Raw genomic sequence first — 16847 nt, forward strand, 5'->3', positions numbered from 1 at the left:
AAAGGCTGACGTTCACAAAGGATCACCGTGACAGACCATATCCTCGTCGAGCGCCAGGGCGCCGTTCAGATCATCCGCATGAATCGTCCGGACAAGAAGAACGCGCTGACGCGCGCCATGTATGCGAAAATGTCCAAAACTCTTGCCGAGGGCGACGCCGATCCGGCGGTCCGCGTCCATGTGTTCCTTGGCGTGCCCGGCGCCTTCTCGTCCGGCAACGACCTCGCCGATTTCATGGTCGTCGCCACCGGCGGTGAGGGCGGCAGTGAAGTCTGGGATTTTCTGATGGCGCTGGCCAGGGTGGAAAAGCCTGTTGTCTCCGGCGTCGACGGCATCGCGGTCGGTATCGGCACCACGCTCAACCTGCATTGCGACCTGACCTTCGCCACGCCGCGCACACTGTTCCGAACACCCTTCGTCGATCTCGGCCTGGTGCCCGAGGCGGGGTCGAGCCTGCTTGCGCCGCAGATTCTGGGCCGGCAAGACGCCTTCGCGCTGCTTGGCCTCGGCGAAGGCTTTTCCGCCGAGCGGGCGAAGGCCGCAGGGCTGATCTACGAGGTGGTCGAAGAAGATGCGCTCGAAGCGTCGGTGCTAGCCGCGGCCGGTCAGATCGCCGCTAAACCGCCGCAGGCGCTGAAGATCGCGCGTGACCTGATGCGCGGTTCGCGCGAGGAGCTTGTCGCCCGCATCGGCCAGGAAAGCGAGCATTTCCGCGAGCGGCTGAAGTCCGACGAGGCCCGCGCCGCCTTGGTGGCCTTCATGACCAGGAAGAAGGGGTGAACCAGGGTCGGCTAGACTAGCGGTGCTCGGTCGCGATGCGGATGCCGAGGCCGATCAGCAGCATTCCGGTCACGCCTTCGATGACGCGACGGATCGGTGGCTGGCGCAGGAAATCCCCGGCCTTGGCGACGACCGTCGCGTAAAGCGCCAGCCAGGTAAAGGTCATGACGGCGAAGACTGCTCCGAGGCCGAGCAGCGTAATAAAACTCTCTCCGCCGGGCGGCACGAACTGGGGCAAAAGGCTGGCGAAGAACACGGCCATCTTTGGATTGCCGAGATCGCTGATCAGGCCTTGGCGAAAGGCGCTTGCCGCCGCCAGCCGCCGCGAAGGCCTGGCGACGGCCAGCGCCTCCGCCTGGTGGGACGGCCGTAGCGCCTCTTGCAGCGCCTTGACGCCGAGATAGACGAGATAGGCAGCACCGGCATATTTGACGGCGAGGAATAGCGGCTCCGAAGCGACGAGCAGGGCGACAATGCCGGCGCTGGTGGCCAGCGCCCAGATCGTCTGGCCGCTGGCGATGCCAAGCGCTGTGGACACGCCGCCGGCGCGACCGCCGAGCAGCGTGTTACGAATGGTGATGGCCGTGTCCGGTCCCGGTGTGGCGATGACGATGAACGAGACGCCGAGGAATGCCAGGAACAGACTCATGGTTCACCTCTTTGCGACTTGAAGCGGCATGAATTCCGTACCTTCGGAAAGGTTCAGGGATAAAGCCTTGTCTTGTTCCAGCCGCCCTTGGCGTTGCGGGAAAAGACGATTCGGTCGTGCAGCCGGAAAGGCCGGTCGTGCCAGAACTCGATCGTCTGCGGCACGATACGGAAGCCCGACCAGTGTTTCGGCCGTGGGATCTCGCCGATGGCATGGCGGGCCGTGTATTCGGCAACGGCTTTTTCCAGCGCGAAGCGGCTCTCCAGCGGTCGCGATTGTTTCGATGCCCAGGCGCCGATGCGGCTGCCGCGCGGACGCGTCGCATAATAGGCGTCGGCTTCCGCCTCGGTAACGATCTCCACCGGCCCCCGCGCGCGCACCTGCCGGCGCAGCGATTTCCAGTGGAAGCACATCGCCGCCTTCATGCTGCCGAGGATCTCGCGGCCTTTGGCGCTCTCGAAATTCGTATAGAACACAAATCCGCCCTCATCGAACCCCTTGAGCAGCACCATCCGCACATTCGGCATGCCCTCGGCATCGACCGTCGCCAGCGCCACGCCGTTGGGATCGTTGACCTCACTCTTCGTCGCGTCGTCGAGCCATGCGGCAAAGAGGCGGAATGGCTCGGCAGCCTCGGTAAAGTCACTGCTTGTTAACCCGGTTTCGCTCATAGTTTTTTCAAATTCCATTGCCGGCTGGGGAGATTGCCGATTGTCGCTTATCGCGCAACCTTTTGACAGCAGGCAATGGAGCCTTATTGCTTCGGCCAGCGCCCAGCTTGCCGTCAAGGCTGCCGCGATCGCGTTGGTCGTCCTGCCGCTTGCCGCCTGCGGCGCCGGCGGCTTCAGCCTGGAGCAGGCGGAGATCGACCGCACGATCCTCACCAGCAGCACGACTGCTTCTGCCTCGCCGGTCGATCAGGATCGCGCCTCGGACGAGGCGACGATCCGTAACGCTGTGTCTTCCGCCGACATCCAGGAGCTTGGCGGGCAGGCCGTTCCCTGGGCGAATTCCGATACCGGTTCGCGCGGCTCGATCACCGAACTGGCGGAGTCCAGGGACAACGGCCAGCTTTGTCGCCGCTTCACCGCCTCGCGCGAGAGCTTCGACGGCGTCGCCCTGTTCAAGGGCGAGGTGTGCCTGGCCGGCGCCGGCGCCTGGCGGATGCAGGACTTCAAGGCGCTCTGATTTTCCGCCATCATATGGCCGCACGCTACTGGAATTTCTTCCTATGCGAGCGCATATAGGTGGCAATCGTGGACTCACTCCTTCTCCAGGGCAGGAAGCATGCGCGACCCCTATGAGGTGCTGGGCGTTGCTAAGAACGCATCGGCCAAGGACATAAAATCGGCGTATCGAAAACTCGCCAAGAAGTATCATCCGGATCAGAATCCGGATGATCCCAAGGCGAAAGATCGTTTTGCCGCGGCCAACCAGGCTTACGAGATCGTCGGCGACGAGAAGAGCCGGGCGGCTTTCGATCGCGGCGAGATCGACGCCGACGGCAAGCCGCGCTTCCAGGGTTTCGAGGGCGCCGCGGGCGGTGGCGATCCTTTCTCCGGCTTTCGCCGGCAGCAAGGGCCGGGCGGCTCACGCTTCGAGTTTCGCTCGGGCCGTCCGGGCGGCGATCCGTTCGACGGCAACAGCGACATCTTCAGCCAGATTTTCGGCGAGACGTTTTCCCGCGGTGCCGGCATGGGCGCCGGCCGGCAGGCGCCCTCCGGCGCCGACCTGAACGTGACGCTCGATATCACCATCGAGGAAGCGGCGACAGCGGAGAAGGTGACGGCGATGTTCCCCGACGGCCGCAAGGTCGCCGTCAAGCTGCCGGCCTATGTCGAGGACGGCCAGACCATCCGGCTGAAAGGCCAGGGCGAGCAAGGGCCGGGGCAGCCGGGCGACGCGCTGGTCAAGATCCGCTTCCGGCGACATCCGCGCTACCGCGTCGAAGGCCGCGACCTCCATGCCGATCTGCCGGTGGCGTTGGCGGATGCCGTGCTGGGCGCCAAGGTGGCGGTCGAGACGCCGATGGGCCGGCTTGCGGTCAATGTTCCAGCCTGGTCGAGCTCGGACAAGGTCCTGCGGCTGAAGGGCAGGGGCCTGCCGGAAAAAACCGGCGGTCACGGCGATCTCTACGCCCATGTGCGGCTGATGCTGCCTGAAGGTGGCGACAGCGATCTCGAAGCGCTGATGCGCAACCGAAAACGCTGACTGGACGCCTTTGTCCCCCGAACTGTCCGTCTTGAGCGCTTGAAGGGGCTCTGTGCCTGTGCGATAGGCACTCCACAAGTGGGAAAATCTTGCGGAGATCGCTGACATGGCGGGTGGACAGGGCCTTATGGCCGGCAAGCGCGGGCTTGTCCTTGGCGTCGCGAACAACAGATCGATCGCCTATGGCATTGCCAAGGCCTGCGTCGACCACGGCGCCGAGATCGCGCTGACCTATCAGGGCGAGGCGTTCAAGAAGCGCGTCGAGCCGCTGGCGGCGGAACTCAATGCCCATATCGCCGGCCACTGCGACGTGACCGATCCGGCAACCCTCGATGCGGTTTTCGACGACATCGCCAAGCATTGGGGCAAGCTCGATTTTCTCGTCCACGCCATCGCCTTTTCCGACAAGGACGAACTGACAGGCCGCTATGTCGAGACGACGCGCGACAATTTCCTGCGCACCATGGACATTTCGGTGTTTTCCTTCACCACCATCGCCAAGCGCGCCGAGGCGCTGATGACCGATGGCGGCTCGCTGCTGACGCTGACCTATTACGGTGCGGAAAAAGTGATGCCGCACTACAACGTCATGGGCGTCGCCAAGGCGGCGCTCGAAGCCAGCGTGCGCTATCTGGCCGTCGACCTCGGTGCCAAAAAGATCCGCGTCAACGCCATCTCCGCCGGTCCGATCAAGACGCTGGCCGCCTCCGGCATCGGCGATTTCCGCTACATATTGAAGTGGAACGAATACAATTCGCCGCTGAAGCAGACAGTGACGCAAGAGGAGGTCGGCGATTCAGCCGTCTATTTCCTGTCCAACCTCTCACGCGGCGTCACCGGCGAGGTCCACCATGTCGATTCCGGCTACCATGTCGTCGGCATGAAGGCGGTCGACGCGCCGGATATTTCGACGGTCAAGGACTAGTTCCTTCCACGAACGCCAACCCTGCCTGTCTGCTCCCGATTTCACCGGAAGACCTGATGTATCCGCTCGTCTACATCGCGCGCCATGGCCAGACGGAGTGGAACGCCGAGGCCCGGTTGCAGGGACAGGCCGACACCGATCTCAACGCGCTCGGCCGCGAGCAGGCGACCCGCAACGGCCATCGGCTGGCCGAACTCGTCCATAACCCCCAGGATTTCGACTTTGTCGCCAGCCCGATGCGGCGCACACGCGAGACGATGGAGCGCCTGCGCACGGCGATGAAGCTCGATCCGCACGCCTATCGTACCGAGCCGCTTCTCGTAGAGTTGAGCTTTGGCAACTGGCAGGGTTTCACCTTTGCCGAACTCAAGGCGAAGGATTCCGGTTCGACCAGGCAACGCCGCCTCGACAAATGGAATTTCCAACCGCCCGGCGAGGGCGCCGAAAGCTATCAGATGCTGCTCGAACGGGTAAAACCCTGGTTCGATGCGCTGGACCGCCAGACGGTCTGCGTGACCCATGGCGGCGTCGTGCGTGCCCTGTTCCGCGTGATGCTGGGAATGCCTGAGGAAGAAGCCGCAAACCTGGATGTGCCTCAGGATCGCTTGCTCAGGCTGGAGGGCCAGCGCCTGGAGTGGCTCTAGGGGTCAAATCCAATCGCTCTGAGCGATTTAGCCCCCTCTCGACACTGATGGCGCTAACCGCTCGTTTCCTTTGGAGAAGGCACACCCAACTTAGCCTCGAGTTGAGCTAGCGCCGACTCAAGTTTGTCGCGCAGACGCGCAGCTCTAGCTGTGAGTTTCCAGAAGGTTGTCCATTCGGGCCCGACCGAGGAGACTGGAGTTACCACACTTCAGATTCGTCGGAGGACCCGAATGAACATTCATAAGAATGCCCGTCTCACGCCGCTTCGTCGAGAGGAGATGGCGCTTGCGGTCATGGAAGGCGACCTTTCCCAAGCCCAAGCAGCGTTGAAATTCGCGGTGACGGCGAAGGTCGTGAAGCGATGGGTCGAGCGTTACAAGGCCGAAGGCCGTGCCGGCATGGTCGACCGCTCGTCGCGACCCAGGCGCAGTCCGAATGCGACCGAACGGGCTGTGGCCGATCGGATCGTTGCGCTGCGGCGCCAGCGCCTCACGGGCAAGCACATTGCAAGTGTGGTCGCCGTCTCGCCGGCGACGGTGAGCAGGGTGCTGGCGCGGGCCGGGCTGTCGCGGCTGAAGGACCTTGAGCCAGCAGAGCCGGTGCGTCGATATGAGCGTGACGAGCCGGGCGACATGATCCACATCGATATCAAGAAGCTCGGCCGTTTCGACCGCATCGGCCATCGCATCACCGGCGATCGCACCGGCCAAAGCAATGGCCGGACTTCCCGTAAAGGCGGCGCGGGCTGGGAGTTCGTCCACGTCTGCATTGACGATGCCTCCCGCATCGCCTTTAGCCAGATCCTGCCCGACGAGAAAAAGGAAAGCGCCGTCGCCTTCCTCAACGCCGCCATCGCCTACTATGCCAGCCTTGGCGTCACCACCTCACGGGTCATGACCGACAACGGCGGCTGCTATAAAAGCCGCGCCTTCCGCGCCGCCTGCAAAGCCCTCGGCCTCAAACACATCCGAACCAAGCCCTACACGCCCAAGACCAACGGCAAGGCCGAACGCTTCATCCAGACCGCGCTCAGAGAATGGGCCTACGCAAGAGCCTACACGACCTCAGATCGCCGTGCTGCCGAGCTGCCCGTCTGGCTGCACCGATACAATTGGCACCGCCCGCATGGCAGCCTAAAATCCAAAACACCCATCAGTCGCCTCGGATTGTCCGAGGACAACCTGTTGAGGCTCCACATCTAGCGGGGTCGAGCCCGGCGGTATCGAGCGTCAACGACATGCCCTCGTCCATTTCTGTTATGACAGTGTCGTCGCGCAACTGTTCCCGGACACCCCGCACCAAATAAGGCACGATCGGTCTGCTGATCCCCTTCATGCTGATCTGCTCACCTGCCGACGCATCGACCATGTCCCGTACGTTGGAATATGTTTCGTAGCTGAGCATTATTCCGCCGGCAGGTGCAATGCTCTGCAGCCGAGCAGCGAGGTTAGCTTCGGCGCCGATGATGGTGTAATCCATACGATCGTCACTGCCGAAGTTGCCGACATTGCAGTAGCCGGTGTTTATTCCCATCCGCACACGGAAGGGGTGCTCGATACCCTGCTGCCGCCATTTGACTTGCAGGTACTCCAAACGCTTTTGCATGGCCAAGGCCATACGCAGACATGCACGTGCGTCTTCGCGAGGGCCAAGCGTCTGCGGGTCGCCGAAAAAAGCGAGAATGGCATCGCCGATGAACTTATCCACGGTGGCGCCATGAGAAATGGCGATATGCGACATCTCGGTTAGATACTCGTTGAGATGGGCCGTCAGTTCCTCAGGTTGCATACGCTCGGTCGTGGCAGTGAAATCCACGATGTCGGAGAAGAAGATGGTCAGTTTCTTTCGCTCTGCAGTCACCTTCACGTCGCGCTCGCCGCTGAACACACTTTTGTAGATCTCAGGTGAGAGATATTTTGCGATTTTGAGCGACACCGTTGCCAAGAAGTTGTTGGCCTCCTTCAGTTCGCCGTTGACCAGGGCGAGTTCGCGCGACTGCCGCCACTGCATTACGATGAATGCAACTCCAGTGGCTATGGCGGCCGCAAAATATGCGAAGAGATAGTGGAAGCCGATCGACCCTTGAGATAGGGGCTGCGAGACAGACACAGCTTGAATCCCTCTGACATCACCGACGTTCCAATCCTTCTTTGGGCTGTCCGGATGCGAGTTGTGGCATGCCACGCAGGCGGCGGTCATGCGGATCGGCGAAGCCAGCCGAACGGTCGGACTCCAGCCACCTTCCGCCGCCTCAAGCGTTTGAACATTCGGGTCGGCACGAAATGATGCCAATGCCTTCAATTGAAAGTCATCAAGATTGTGTGGAGGCCGCCCGGCGAAAGGATAGTCGGAAACAAATTCGTACCGGACAGTGTTGTCACGCGAACTCGTGAGACGCCCGATTTCCAGCGAGAACGTCGCTGGAATTGGTATCGCGCCAGCAACGTCGCGGTAGTTATCTGTCGCGGTGATTTTCGTATGCGGGTCCGCTTGGAGGATTCGCCCGACCACGTCATTGGCGTAGAACGTGCGAATGTCAGTTATGATCTTGCTGATGTCGTTCGCTTGACGTTCGGATAGTTGATGCGTGAAGTCACGCAGGTCGAGGACGACAGCAACTGGAAGCGCCACTAAGAGAAGGATCACTGCAATCGCAGCCGGCCAGATGCTACGCTCCCGCACGCTGTTGTTTCCCCCTGAAGCCGGTTTCGCGCTTGTCACAGCAATGACCCTTGGTTAGCTGAGGTTGCCGCGCAAGATTGCATGAAATTAGTTCCGAGATTGTGTCGCTAAAGCGCGCGCTGGAATCGCGCACTTTACAAGGTGTCTGAGTGCATCTTATGCGCCCGCGCAAGCGGCAGCTTTGCGCCGCTTATCGGACATTGAGACCAGCGTAGCTGTGCGCTCAAAACGGACCCTCGCGATCCAGAATCGTCAGCTGTATGGACCAGCAAGCGTGCCTAGCCGCAGACGTGCTCGGCCGAAGAGTCTAGCACCTGGTCTGGTCGGGTCCAAGCCAATTTCCGCCTGCCGCGCTCTACGCTATTGCAAGACGTTCAAATTTGAGCTTCCGCACTCATGCTTTGTCGAGAGTATCTCCGTAAGTTTTAGCCGTTCTGACGGCGACGATGACGACGAAATAGGAGAACGCAATGACTCGCAATCACGTTGAACGTCTTGGAGAGTTCAGGGAAATCCTGGTCGCGACTCGACGCGAGGGAATCCGTAACGTGCACCATACTCGCGACGCAATGCGGGCAAGTGGCTTTCAGATCGGGGACAGCGACGGCTCCAGCTACGGAGCCGAGTTGAAGGCGCTCCAAGAGGAAATTGAGGCAGTCGATCGCGCCATCGAAGACGAGAAGCGGCTGGCCTTGACCCTCGAGAGCGCTGCTCAATCCCGCCGACCGACTAAACCGAGAATCGTGAAGGGAACATAGAGTCACCCTTGGCGCCCGTCGCGTCGATAGCATGCGGTATGGTGTCGGGCTCGTCGCCGCCGTGGTGCAGCGCCCTGACAGCGGACGTTCTATGTCGCTGTGTGCTCGTTTCCACCCGCCGGCTTCGGGATGGCCCGCTGGAAGACTCTATTCGGTTTAATCGCCATCCGGCAATTGCATGTCGGTGATGACGTTCTCGCCGTTTGTCTCGTCGTAGGCGATCACGATATCCATGCCGGGTTTCAGCGCATCGATATCGGTTTCGGCATTCAGCTTGTAGGATTTGCCGTCGTCGAGTGTCAGCGTCAGCGTGTCCTTGTCGACCTCTTTGATCAGGCCTTCGGTTTGGCCGGCGAAGGCGGCGGTGGAAATCAGCAACGTGGCGGCAACGGCGCCGATCAGGATACGCATCATCGTCCTCTTATCATTGCGCCGGCACGGTGGCGGCGGGTGTTCAACTGACGGGTCGAGGGAAGCAGAAACCAACCGAATGTGTCAAAACTAAATCCGCCAGATCACAGTTTGACCACTGCGGGAAACGCCAATAGAAGGCAGACTACAGCGCCGCGCGTCGTCTTGGACGCGCAAAGGACACTGTAGCACTTTTTGATTTTGCGCATGATCCTTTCCGAAAATCGCTCCGATTTCGGGTCATGCGCAAAGCCGGCTCCGATGCCGGCAGGGCTGGTTTTCATGTCGCACAACACGTTTGGCCATCTTTTCCGCGTCACCACCTGGGGCGAAAGCCATGGCGCAGCGCTCGGCTGCGTGGTCGACGGCTGCCCGCCCGGCATCCGCTTCACGCGCGCGGAGGTCCAGGCCGAACTCGACAGGCGCCGCCCGGGTCAATCGCGTTTTGTGACGCAGCGTCGCGAACCCGACGAGGTCAAGATCCTGTCCGGCTTCATCCTGGATGAGGACGGCGAGACCATGATCACCACCGGCACGCCCGTGTCGATGATGATCGAGAATGTCGACCAGCGCTCCAAGGACTATGGCGAGATCGCCCGCCAGTACCGGCCGGGTCATGCCGATTATACCTACGACGCCAAATACGGCCTGCGCGATCATCGCGGCGGTGGCCGCTCGTCGGCCCGCGAGACGGCGGCGCGGGTGGCGGCCGGAGCCTTGGCCCGCAAGGTCGTGCCCGGCCTAGTGGTGCGCGGCGCGCTGGTCTCGATGGGCGAAAAACGAATAGACCGCGCCAACTGGAACTGGAATTTCGTCGGCGACGCCGAAAATCCGTTCTTCACACCCGATCCGGCATCGGTCGCCGTCTTTGCCGCGTATCTCGACGGCATCCGCAAGGCAGGTTCGTCGGTCGGCGCGGTCATCGAGATCGTCGCCGATGGCGTTCCGGCAGGCCTCGGCGCGCCGATCTACGCCAAGCTCGACCAGGACATTGCCTCGGGCCTGATGTCGATCAATGCCGTCAAGGGTGTCGAGATCGGCAACGGCTTCGAGGCCGCCCACATCACCGGCGAAGAGAATGCCGACGAGATGCGCATCGGCAATGACGGCAAGCCGGTCTTCCTGTCCAACAATGCCGGCGGCATACTTGGCGGCATCTCGACCGGCCAGGCGATCGTCGCGCGCTTCGCCGTCAAGCCGACTTCGTCGATCCTGACTCCGCGAAAGTCGATCGACAAGGACGGCAACGACGTCGAGATCATGACCAAGGGCCGCCACGATCCATGCGTCGGCATCCGCGCCGTGCCGATCGGCGAGGCAATGGTTGCCTGCGCCATCGCCGATCACTATCTGAGGCACAGGGGACAGACGGGGAGGGGAGTAGGGGAGTAAGGCAGTAGGGGAGTATGTTACGCATCTCCAGGACAGCAATTTTTTTCCTTTTCCCTACTCCCCTACTGCCCTATTCCCCTACTCCCCTGCGAGCGAAGCGAGCCAATGCCTTACGACCAGAAGAAAATCGTCGAAGCACTGCGCGCCTTCGAGCGCGGCGAGATCGTCGTCGTCATGGATGATGACGGGCGCGAGAACGAGGGCGACCTGATCGTCGCCGCCATCCACTGCACGCCGGAAAAAATGGCGTTCATCGTCCGCAACACCTCCGGCATCGTCTGCACGCCGATGCCGCGTGAGGAGGCCAAGCGGCTCAACCTGCAGCCGATGGTCGCCGACAATGATTCGGCCCACACCACCGCTTTCACCGTCAGCGTCGATTTCAAGCACGGCACCACGACAGGCATTTCGGCCGACGACCGCACATTGACCGTGCGCAACCTGGCCAACGGCAATGTCGGCGCCTCCGATTTCGTTCGCCCCGGCCACATCTTTCCGCTGATCGCGCGCGAAGGCGGCGTGCTGATGCGTTCGGGCCATACCGAAGCCGCGGTCGACCTGTGCAAGCTCGCCGGCCTGCCGCCGGTCGGCGTCATTTCCGAGTTGGTCAACGACGACGGTACCGTGATGCGCGGCCCGCAGGTGCAGGCCTTCGCCGAAAAGAACGGTTTGAAGCAGATTTCGGTCGCCGATCTCATCGCCTACCGCCAGCGCAAGGAAACGCTGGTCGAGCGCGTCGCCTGTTCGGACATCGACACGCCGGGCGGCAAGGCGCAGGTCTTCACCTACACGCTGCCCTGGGATTCCATGCACCATGTCGCGATCGTCTTCGGCGACATCCGCGACGGCGAGGAGGTGCCGGTGAGGCTGCATTCCGAGGACGTGGTGAGCGACGTGTTCGGCACCGGCCACAGGCTGGACGGCATCATGAAATCGATGGGCGAGCGCCGGCGCGGCGTCATCGTCTATCTGCGCGAGGGCTCGGTCGGCGTCGCCCATCAGGAGCGCAAGCGCCCGGCGCCCGGCGACCGCGAAGACCATGAAGAGGCGCGCCGGCGCGAGAACGAGTGGCGCGAGATCGGCCTAGGCGCCCAGATCCTGAAGGATCTCGGCATCTCCTCGATCAACCTGATCGCCTCGCGTGAGCGCCACTATGTCGGCCTCGAAGGCTTTGGCATCCATATCGCCAAGACCGAGATTCTCTAGGCATTTGGGGCAGTAGGATGAGCTTCGAGGCATATCTCAATTGCTTTGAGGATGGCGAAGAGAGCTACTTTCCCACGTCGATCGTCGAGGATACCTTCGCGCCGTTCATCACCAGGCGTGAACCTGAATTCTCATGCTGGGTGGTCACTTATAACGCTACCGCTCAAGCCGATCTCTATCTCAATCTGGACCCCGGTGACGCCTCGCAATGTTCCGGCTTCACCGTCGCGCGGCCGCCAGATGATCCACGCCTCTACGATGGGTTGTGGAAAATCCTCCGCGCCACCAGTTCGGTCGTTTACTGCCCTGGAGAATGCCCGCCGATGGTCGGGCGCGCTGAAACCATACCCCATCTGAACCCGGATATGGTCGAGGCACTGGGAAGTCCTGTTGTCGTTCTTGATGGGCACGAGATCCGCGATAGGCTTGAGCGGTCGTAGGGAGGCTTTTCGAAGAAGCTGCGTCCGGCCCGCGTGCTGAACCGGACGGCTGTGCGGTTATTCCGCAGGGACAGCGCTCGCTTCGCATGCGGCGAAATCGCAATCCGGCGTGGCAAGGCTGCGCTGGCCGACGAGCACGGTGGTAAGTGCGATTGTGCCTGCCGCCACTGACACCCAGAACCCGTTCTGTGCGCCAAAGGCGTCCACCACCCATCCGGCGGCGAAGGAGCCGAGCGCCATGCCGATGCCAATGCCGGTCATGACCCAGGTGATGCCCTCGGTCAGCATCGCCTCCGGCACGCGCCGCTCGATCAGGCCGAATGCCGTGATGAAGGTCGGCGAGATCGCCACGCCGCTAACGAAGACAGCCAATGCCAGAAGAACTACCGTGTCTGCGACAAGCAGCGGCAGCGTGGTGAGCGCGATGATGGCGACCGCGATGGCAAGCTGAATTTGCAGCGGCGCTTTCAGGTTCAGGGCGCCGATGATGATGCCGACGACGAAGGATCCGAGCGCGTAGACGCCGATGACGAGGCTGGCAGCGCCCGGCTGGCCAAGCTCCTTGGTGATCGCCACGGTGCTCACCTCCGTAGTCGCGAAGGTCGCGCCGATGAAGATCAGGGCGAATGTGATGATTTGGACCGGCCGCAGGCGGATTGCCGAGCCGCCCGAGCCATGTTCCACCGGGCGTACGCGCGGCTCCGTTGCGCGCTGCAGGATGAAGGCCGTCGAGCCGAAGGCGAGGAACAATGTGCTCGCCAACATTCCCGCTTCCGGGAAAAGGGCGACGCTCAGGCCTACCGACAGTGATGCGCCTGCGATGTAGACCAGTTCGTCCGCCGCCGACTCGAAGGCGAACGCGGTGTTCATCTCGGGGCGGTCCCGGAAGATCTCTGTCCAGCGCGCGCGCACCATCGCGGGGATGCTGGGCATTGCGGCGGCCAGCAGCGCTGAGGCGAACAGCGTCCATATCGGCCAGTCCTGATTGGCCGCCGCAATCAGCACCACGAAAGCGAGCACGGAAATGACCGTGGTGGGCACTACGATCCGCGACTGGCCGAGGCGGTCCACCAGCCGCGACACCTGCGGCGCGACGAAAGCATTGGCCAGCGCAAATGTCGCGGACACGGCGCCGGCCAGCCAGTACTCGCCATATGTCTGCGACAGCATCGCCACGATCCCGATCGGAGCCATGGCGATCGGCAGCCGGGCAACGAAACCGGCCGCGGCGAAGCCCCTGGCCCCCTTTGCCTTGAAGATTTCGCGATAGGGATTGGGCATGAGAACGCTCCTGGATTTTCGAGGTCGAGTCACTTATATACGTGGCGTATGCAAATGAGAGATAATGACATACGAAGCGTATGTCAAATAATATACGAGACGTATGTGAAGGAATGGGCGAATGGGGCACAAACCACGCAAGGAGATGATTGCCGAGACCCGCGCGAAACTGGTCGCTGCGGCGCGCCACGCGTTCGGCACCGTCGGCTATGCCGAAGCCTCGATGGACGACTTCACCGCGTCGGCCGGGCTGACGCGCGGCGCCCTCTATCATCATTTCGGCGACAAGAAGGGCCTTCTCCAGGCGGTCATCGCCGAGATCGACGCGGAAATGGTGGCCCGGCTGAAAGTCGTTTCGGCCAGGGCGGACAATCTCTGGCAGGGCTTTGTCGACGAATGCACGGCCTATATCGAGATGGCGCTGGAACCGGAGATCCAGCGCATTGTCCTTCGCGATGGGCCGGCGGTGCTCGGCGATCCTTCGCAATGGCCGAGCCAAAATGAATGCATCCGCTCGATGAGCGAGAATCTGCAAAGGCTAGGCGACGAGGGAACCATCCTTCCCGTTGATCCGGAAGCCGCAGCAAGGCTGATCAGCGGCGCCTCGCTCCATGCCGCGCAGTGGATCGCAAATTCCAACGATCCCGAAGCGACGTCGAAAAAGGCGGTGAAGGCATTCAACGTGCTTTTGGAGGGGCTGCTCAAGCAAGCCGGTAGGCTACGGGATTGGCCATCCGCAAGCACTGGCTGAGCGGTTGTCGGAAACCTCCTCGAAATTCAGGCAACTCAGGGACAAGGCGCTGGCTTCCTTCGGTGGTTCGCGCTGGAGCCAGCCGACGTCGGCCGCTTAAACCCTGTTGAACGTTCGCCCTTGGCTGCGCGAAAACATGGTCAAAGCCGTCAGGCGCGCCTATATCGGGGCATGGTCACCAGGCTTTACACACACCCGATCTTCCTTGAGCACATAACCCCTCCCGGTCATCCGGAGCGGCCCGACCGCTTACGCGCCATCGAGCGCGTGCTCGACGACGAGGCTTTTGCGGCCCTCGATCGTGCCGAAGCCCCGGAAGGCGACGAGGCCACCATCCTCTACGCGCACCCGCAGGAATTCGTCGAGAAGGTCCGTGCCGCGATACCCGATACAGGCATTGCCCGCGTCGACGCCGACACCACGGCCAGCCCGAAAAGCTGGCAGGCGGCCGTGACGGCGATCGGCGCCGCCAATGCCGCCGTCGACGATGTCTTTCAGGGTCACGCCGACAATGTCTTTGTCGCTGCGCGACCGCCCGGCCACCATGCCGAGAAGACCACCGCCATGGGCTTCTGCCTGTTCAACACCGCGGCTATCGCGGCGCGCTACGCGCAAAGGCGACACCAGGCCGAGCGCGTCGCCATCGTCGACTGGGACGTGCACCACGGTAATGGCACGCAGGACATTTTCTGGGACGACCAGTCGGTGCTCTACTGTTCGACGCACCAGATGCCGCTTTACCCAGGAACCGGGGCTGTAAGCGAAACCGGCGCCGGCAACATCGTCAACGCGCCGCTGGCGCCGCAGACCGGCAGCGAGGTTTTCCGCGACGCTTTCCTGTCGCGCATCTTGCCGGCGCTCGACGATTTCGCACCCGACCTCATCATAATTTCCGCCGGCTTCGACGCGCATCATCGCGATCCGCTGGCGGAGATCAACCTGACCGAGGACGATTTCGACTGGGCGACCGGTCAGTTGATCGAGCGTGCCGGGCGCCACGGCGGCAACCGGCTCGTCAGCCTGCTCGAGGGCGGCTACGATCTGCAGGGACTGGCATTTTCGGTCGCCGCCCATGTCGGGCGACTGATGAAAGGGTAGACGATGGCTGGTGAGACCAACGAAGACGTCAAGGCGATGAGCTTCGAGCAGGCGCTCGACGCGCTGGAGAAAATCGTCGATGATCTGGAACGCGGCGACGTGCCGCTCGACCAGTCCATCCGCATCTACGAGCGCGGCGAAGCGCTGAAGGTACATTGCGATCGGCTGCTGAAGGCGGCCGAGGACAAGGTCGAGAAGATCAGGCTTTCGCGCGACGGCAAGCCGGTGGGAACAGAGCCGCTGGATGCGGAGTGAGGCGCGGCCTCGAACGATAATTTCGCCTTACCGGCTTTTGGACATGATCATGATTGAGGATATAGAGCTCATCCCGATTGAAACGGCTCCAGGACGAGAGGAGATTGCGAGCGATGTGCAGAAACATCAAGACCCTGTTCAATTTCGATCCGCCGGCAACCAATGACGAGGTCCGCGATGCCGCACTTCAGTTCGTCCGCAAGCTGAGCGGAACGACACGGCCCTCGAAACAGAACCAGCACGCGTTCGACCACGCCGTCGAGGCCATAGCCGCATCGGCGCGCGAATTGCTCGACAGCCTCGAAACGACACAGCATCCGCGCAATCGCGAAGAGGTGGCTGCCAAGGCGAAAGCCAGGTCTGCACTCCGCTTCGCCTGAGAAAGACCGCATGAGCTTCTTCCCCGGAAACGACCCGCTACCCGGTGACGCCTTCGCCAGCGACCAGATCGAACTGATGGTCATTCCAAACGCCAAGGACATTGGCGGCTTCCAGGTTCGTCGCGCCTTGCCGACCGCCAGGCGTCGTCTGGTCGGGCCTTTCATCTTCTTCGACCGCATGGGCCCGGCGGTTCTGCGGGCCGGCCAGGCGCTTGATGTCCGTCCGCATCCGCATATCGGCCTGTCGACTGTCACCTACCTATTCGACGGCAAGATCAGGCACCGCGATTCGCTGGGCACCGAAATGGTGATTCAGCCCGGCGACGTGAATTTGATGACCGCCGGCCGCGGCATCGTCCATTCCGAGCGCACGCCGGAAGAGTTGCGCGGCGCGCCGATGTCGGTCTCCGGCCTGCAGACATGGCTGGCGCTGCCGGACGGCAAGGAGGAGGTCGCGCCGGTTTTCGAGAATACAACAGCCATAAGCCTGCCCGAAATCGATGCCGAAGGCGTCGGCGGGCGCGTCGTTATCGGCGCGTTTTTCGGGCTGCGGTCTCCGGTCATGACCGCCTCCGACACGCTCTATGCGGACCTTCGCCTGGCGCCCGGCGCCAGCGTCAAAATCCCTGCCGATGCCGAGGAGCGCGCCATCTATACGCTGGAAGGCGAGGTTTCGATCACCAATGACCGCTTTCCGGCGGAGCGGCTGCTGGTGTTCCGGCCCGGCGACGAGATCGTCGTATCCTCCGAGGGAGGAGCCCATTTCATGCTGTTCGGCGGCGCCTCGCTCGGCTCCAAGCGTTACATCTGGTGGAATTTCGTCTCATCGTCCAAGGAACGCATCGAACAGGCGAAAGAAGAATGGAAGACAGGCCGCTTCGATATCGTTCCTGGAGATGAAGAAGAGTTCATTCCGCTGCCGGACAATTAGAACGCCGCGCGTTCTTTTGAACGAGCAAGGGTCGTTCCACACTTTGAATCCA

Annotated in this window: 20 protein-coding genes; 15 read left to right on the top strand and 5 right to left on the bottom strand. The window is 62.1% G+C overall.

Annotated features, from left to right (window positions below):
- Positions 1-27: 27 nt before the first annotated feature.
- Positions 28-780: a crotonase/enoyl-CoA hydratase family protein gene (locus EJ066_RS16325; RefSeq protein ID WP_126039661.1), complete on the top strand. Its 753-nt coding sequence runs from the start codon at positions 28-30 to the stop codon at positions 778-780.
- A 16-nt stretch (positions 781-796) separates the two neighbouring features.
- On the opposite strand, the gene EJ066_RS16330 is transcribed toward EJ066_RS16325, so the two are convergent.
- Positions 797-1429 carry a LysE family translocator gene (locus tag EJ066_RS16330; protein WP_126039663.1) on the bottom strand — a complete coding sequence of 211 codons (633 nt, stop codon included), beginning with the start codon at positions 1427-1429 and terminating at the stop codon, positions 797-799.
- A 53-nt stretch (positions 1430-1482) separates the two neighbouring features.
- Positions 1483-2100: a pyridoxamine 5'-phosphate oxidase gene (gene pdxH / locus EJ066_RS16335; RefSeq protein WP_126039665.1), complete on the bottom strand. Its 618-nt coding sequence runs from the start codon at positions 2098-2100 to the stop codon at positions 1483-1485.
- Positions 2101-2140: 40 nt separating this feature from the next.
- On the opposite strand from pdxH, the gene EJ066_RS16340 reads away from it, so the two are divergent.
- From EJ066_RS16340 to EJ066_RS16365, 5 genes are all read left to right on the top strand, one after another.
- Positions 2141-2617 (top strand): RT0821/Lpp0805 family surface protein, encoded by a 477-nt coding sequence (locus tag EJ066_RS16340; RefSeq protein WP_126039668.1) that lies wholly within the window; start codon positions 2141-2143, stop codon positions 2615-2617.
- Between the two features lie 99 nt (positions 2618-2716).
- Complete coding sequence (locus tag EJ066_RS16345; RefSeq protein ID WP_126039670.1) at positions 2717-3640, top strand: J domain-containing protein; 924 nt, start codon at positions 2717-2719, stop codon at positions 3638-3640.
- Between the two features lie 106 nt (positions 3641-3746).
- A complete protein-coding gene (gene fabI / locus EJ066_RS16350) occupies positions 3747-4565 on the top strand; it encodes an enoyl-ACP reductase FabI (RefSeq protein WP_126039672.1) in 819 nt (272 codons plus the stop codon).
- Positions 4566-4621: 56 nt separating this feature from the next.
- Positions 4622-5209: a histidine phosphatase family protein gene (locus EJ066_RS16355; RefSeq protein ID WP_126039674.1), complete on the top strand. Its 588-nt coding sequence runs from the start codon at positions 4622-4624 to the stop codon at positions 5207-5209.
- A gap of 231 nt (positions 5210-5440) precedes the next feature.
- The gene (locus tag EJ066_RS16365) at positions 5441-6412 is read left to right on the top strand and encodes an IS481 family transposase (protein WP_126039676.1); all 972 of its coding nucleotides are present in this window, start codon (positions 5441-5443) and stop codon (positions 6410-6412) included.
- On the opposite strand, the gene EJ066_RS16370 is transcribed toward EJ066_RS16365, so the two are convergent.
- Positions 6363-7892 (bottom strand): adenylate/guanylate cyclase domain-containing protein, encoded by a 1530-nt coding sequence (locus EJ066_RS16370; protein WP_245454903.1) that lies wholly within the window; start codon positions 7890-7892, stop codon positions 6363-6365. The genes EJ066_RS16365 and EJ066_RS16370 overlap by 50 nt on opposite strands.
- A gap of 470 nt (positions 7893-8362) precedes the next feature.
- On the opposite strand from EJ066_RS16370, the gene EJ066_RS16375 reads away from it, so the two are divergent.
- Complete coding sequence (locus EJ066_RS16375; RefSeq protein ID WP_126039678.1) at positions 8363-8650, top strand: hypothetical protein; 288 nt, start codon at positions 8363-8365, stop codon at positions 8648-8650.
- Between the two features lie 156 nt (positions 8651-8806).
- Here the strand turns inward: EJ066_RS16375 and EJ066_RS16380 are convergent, their stop codons facing one another.
- Complete coding sequence (locus tag EJ066_RS16380) at positions 8807-9061, bottom strand: DUF1344 domain-containing protein (protein WP_126043912.1); 255 nt, start codon at positions 9059-9061, stop codon at positions 8807-8809.
- Positions 9062-9343: 282 nt separating this feature from the next.
- Here EJ066_RS16380 and aroC point away from each other — a divergent pair, with 282 nt between their 5' ends.
- The 3 genes from aroC (at position 9344) to EJ066_RS16395 (ending at position 12099) form a co-directional block, all read left to right on the top strand.
- Complete coding sequence (gene aroC, locus EJ066_RS16385; RefSeq protein ID WP_126039680.1) at positions 9344-10453, top strand: chorismate synthase; 1110 nt, start codon at positions 9344-9346, stop codon at positions 10451-10453.
- A 105-nt stretch (positions 10454-10558) separates the two neighbouring features.
- Positions 10559-11659 carry a 3,4-dihydroxy-2-butanone-4-phosphate synthase gene (gene ribB, locus EJ066_RS16390; protein ID WP_126039682.1) on the top strand — a complete coding sequence of 367 codons (1101 nt, stop codon included), beginning with the start codon at positions 10559-10561 and terminating at the stop codon, positions 11657-11659.
- Between the two features lie 17 nt (positions 11660-11676).
- A complete protein-coding gene (locus EJ066_RS16395) occupies positions 11677-12099 on the top strand; it encodes a hypothetical protein (RefSeq protein ID WP_126039684.1) in 423 nt (140 codons plus the stop codon).
- A 57-nt stretch (positions 12100-12156) separates the two neighbouring features.
- Here the strand turns inward: EJ066_RS16395 and EJ066_RS16400 are convergent, their stop codons facing one another.
- Entirely contained in the window at positions 12157-13380 is a 1224-nt protein-coding gene (locus EJ066_RS16400; protein ID WP_126039686.1) for an MFS transporter, read from the bottom strand.
- 121 nt (positions 13381-13501) lie between these two features.
- Between EJ066_RS16400 and EJ066_RS16405 the strand changes: the two genes are divergently transcribed.
- The 5 genes from EJ066_RS16405 to EJ066_RS16425 all read left to right on the top strand — a co-directional run bounded on the left by EJ066_RS16405 (position 13502) and on the right by EJ066_RS16425 (position 16795).
- Positions 13502-14131 (top strand): TetR/AcrR family transcriptional regulator, encoded by a 630-nt coding sequence (locus EJ066_RS16405; protein WP_126039688.1) that lies wholly within the window; start codon positions 13502-13504, stop codon positions 14129-14131.
- 171 nt (positions 14132-14302) lie between these two features.
- Positions 14303-15229 (top strand): histone deacetylase family protein, encoded by a 927-nt coding sequence (locus tag EJ066_RS16410; protein WP_126039690.1) that lies wholly within the window; start codon positions 14303-14305, stop codon positions 15227-15229.
- 3 nt (positions 15230-15232) lie between these two features.
- Positions 15233-15484 (top strand): exodeoxyribonuclease VII small subunit, encoded by a 252-nt coding sequence (locus tag EJ066_RS16415; protein ID WP_029355594.1) that lies wholly within the window; start codon positions 15233-15235, stop codon positions 15482-15484.
- A gap of 113 nt (positions 15485-15597) precedes the next feature.
- The gene (locus EJ066_RS16420; RefSeq protein WP_126039692.1) at positions 15598-15864 is read left to right on the top strand and encodes a DUF2277 domain-containing protein; all 267 of its coding nucleotides are present in this window, start codon (positions 15598-15600) and stop codon (positions 15862-15864) included.
- A 10-nt stretch (positions 15865-15874) separates the two neighbouring features.
- Positions 15875-16795, top strand: a complete 921-nt coding sequence (locus EJ066_RS16425) for a pirin family protein (protein WP_126039694.1) — start codon at positions 15875-15877, stop codon at positions 16793-16795.
- Positions 16796-16847: the final 52 nt, after the last annotated feature.

The organism is Mesorhizobium sp. M9A.F.Ca.ET.002.03.1.2 (assembly GCF_003952365.1).
In the GTDB taxonomy this organism is placed as follows: Bacteria; Pseudomonadota; Alphaproteobacteria; order Rhizobiales; family Rhizobiaceae; genus Mesorhizobium.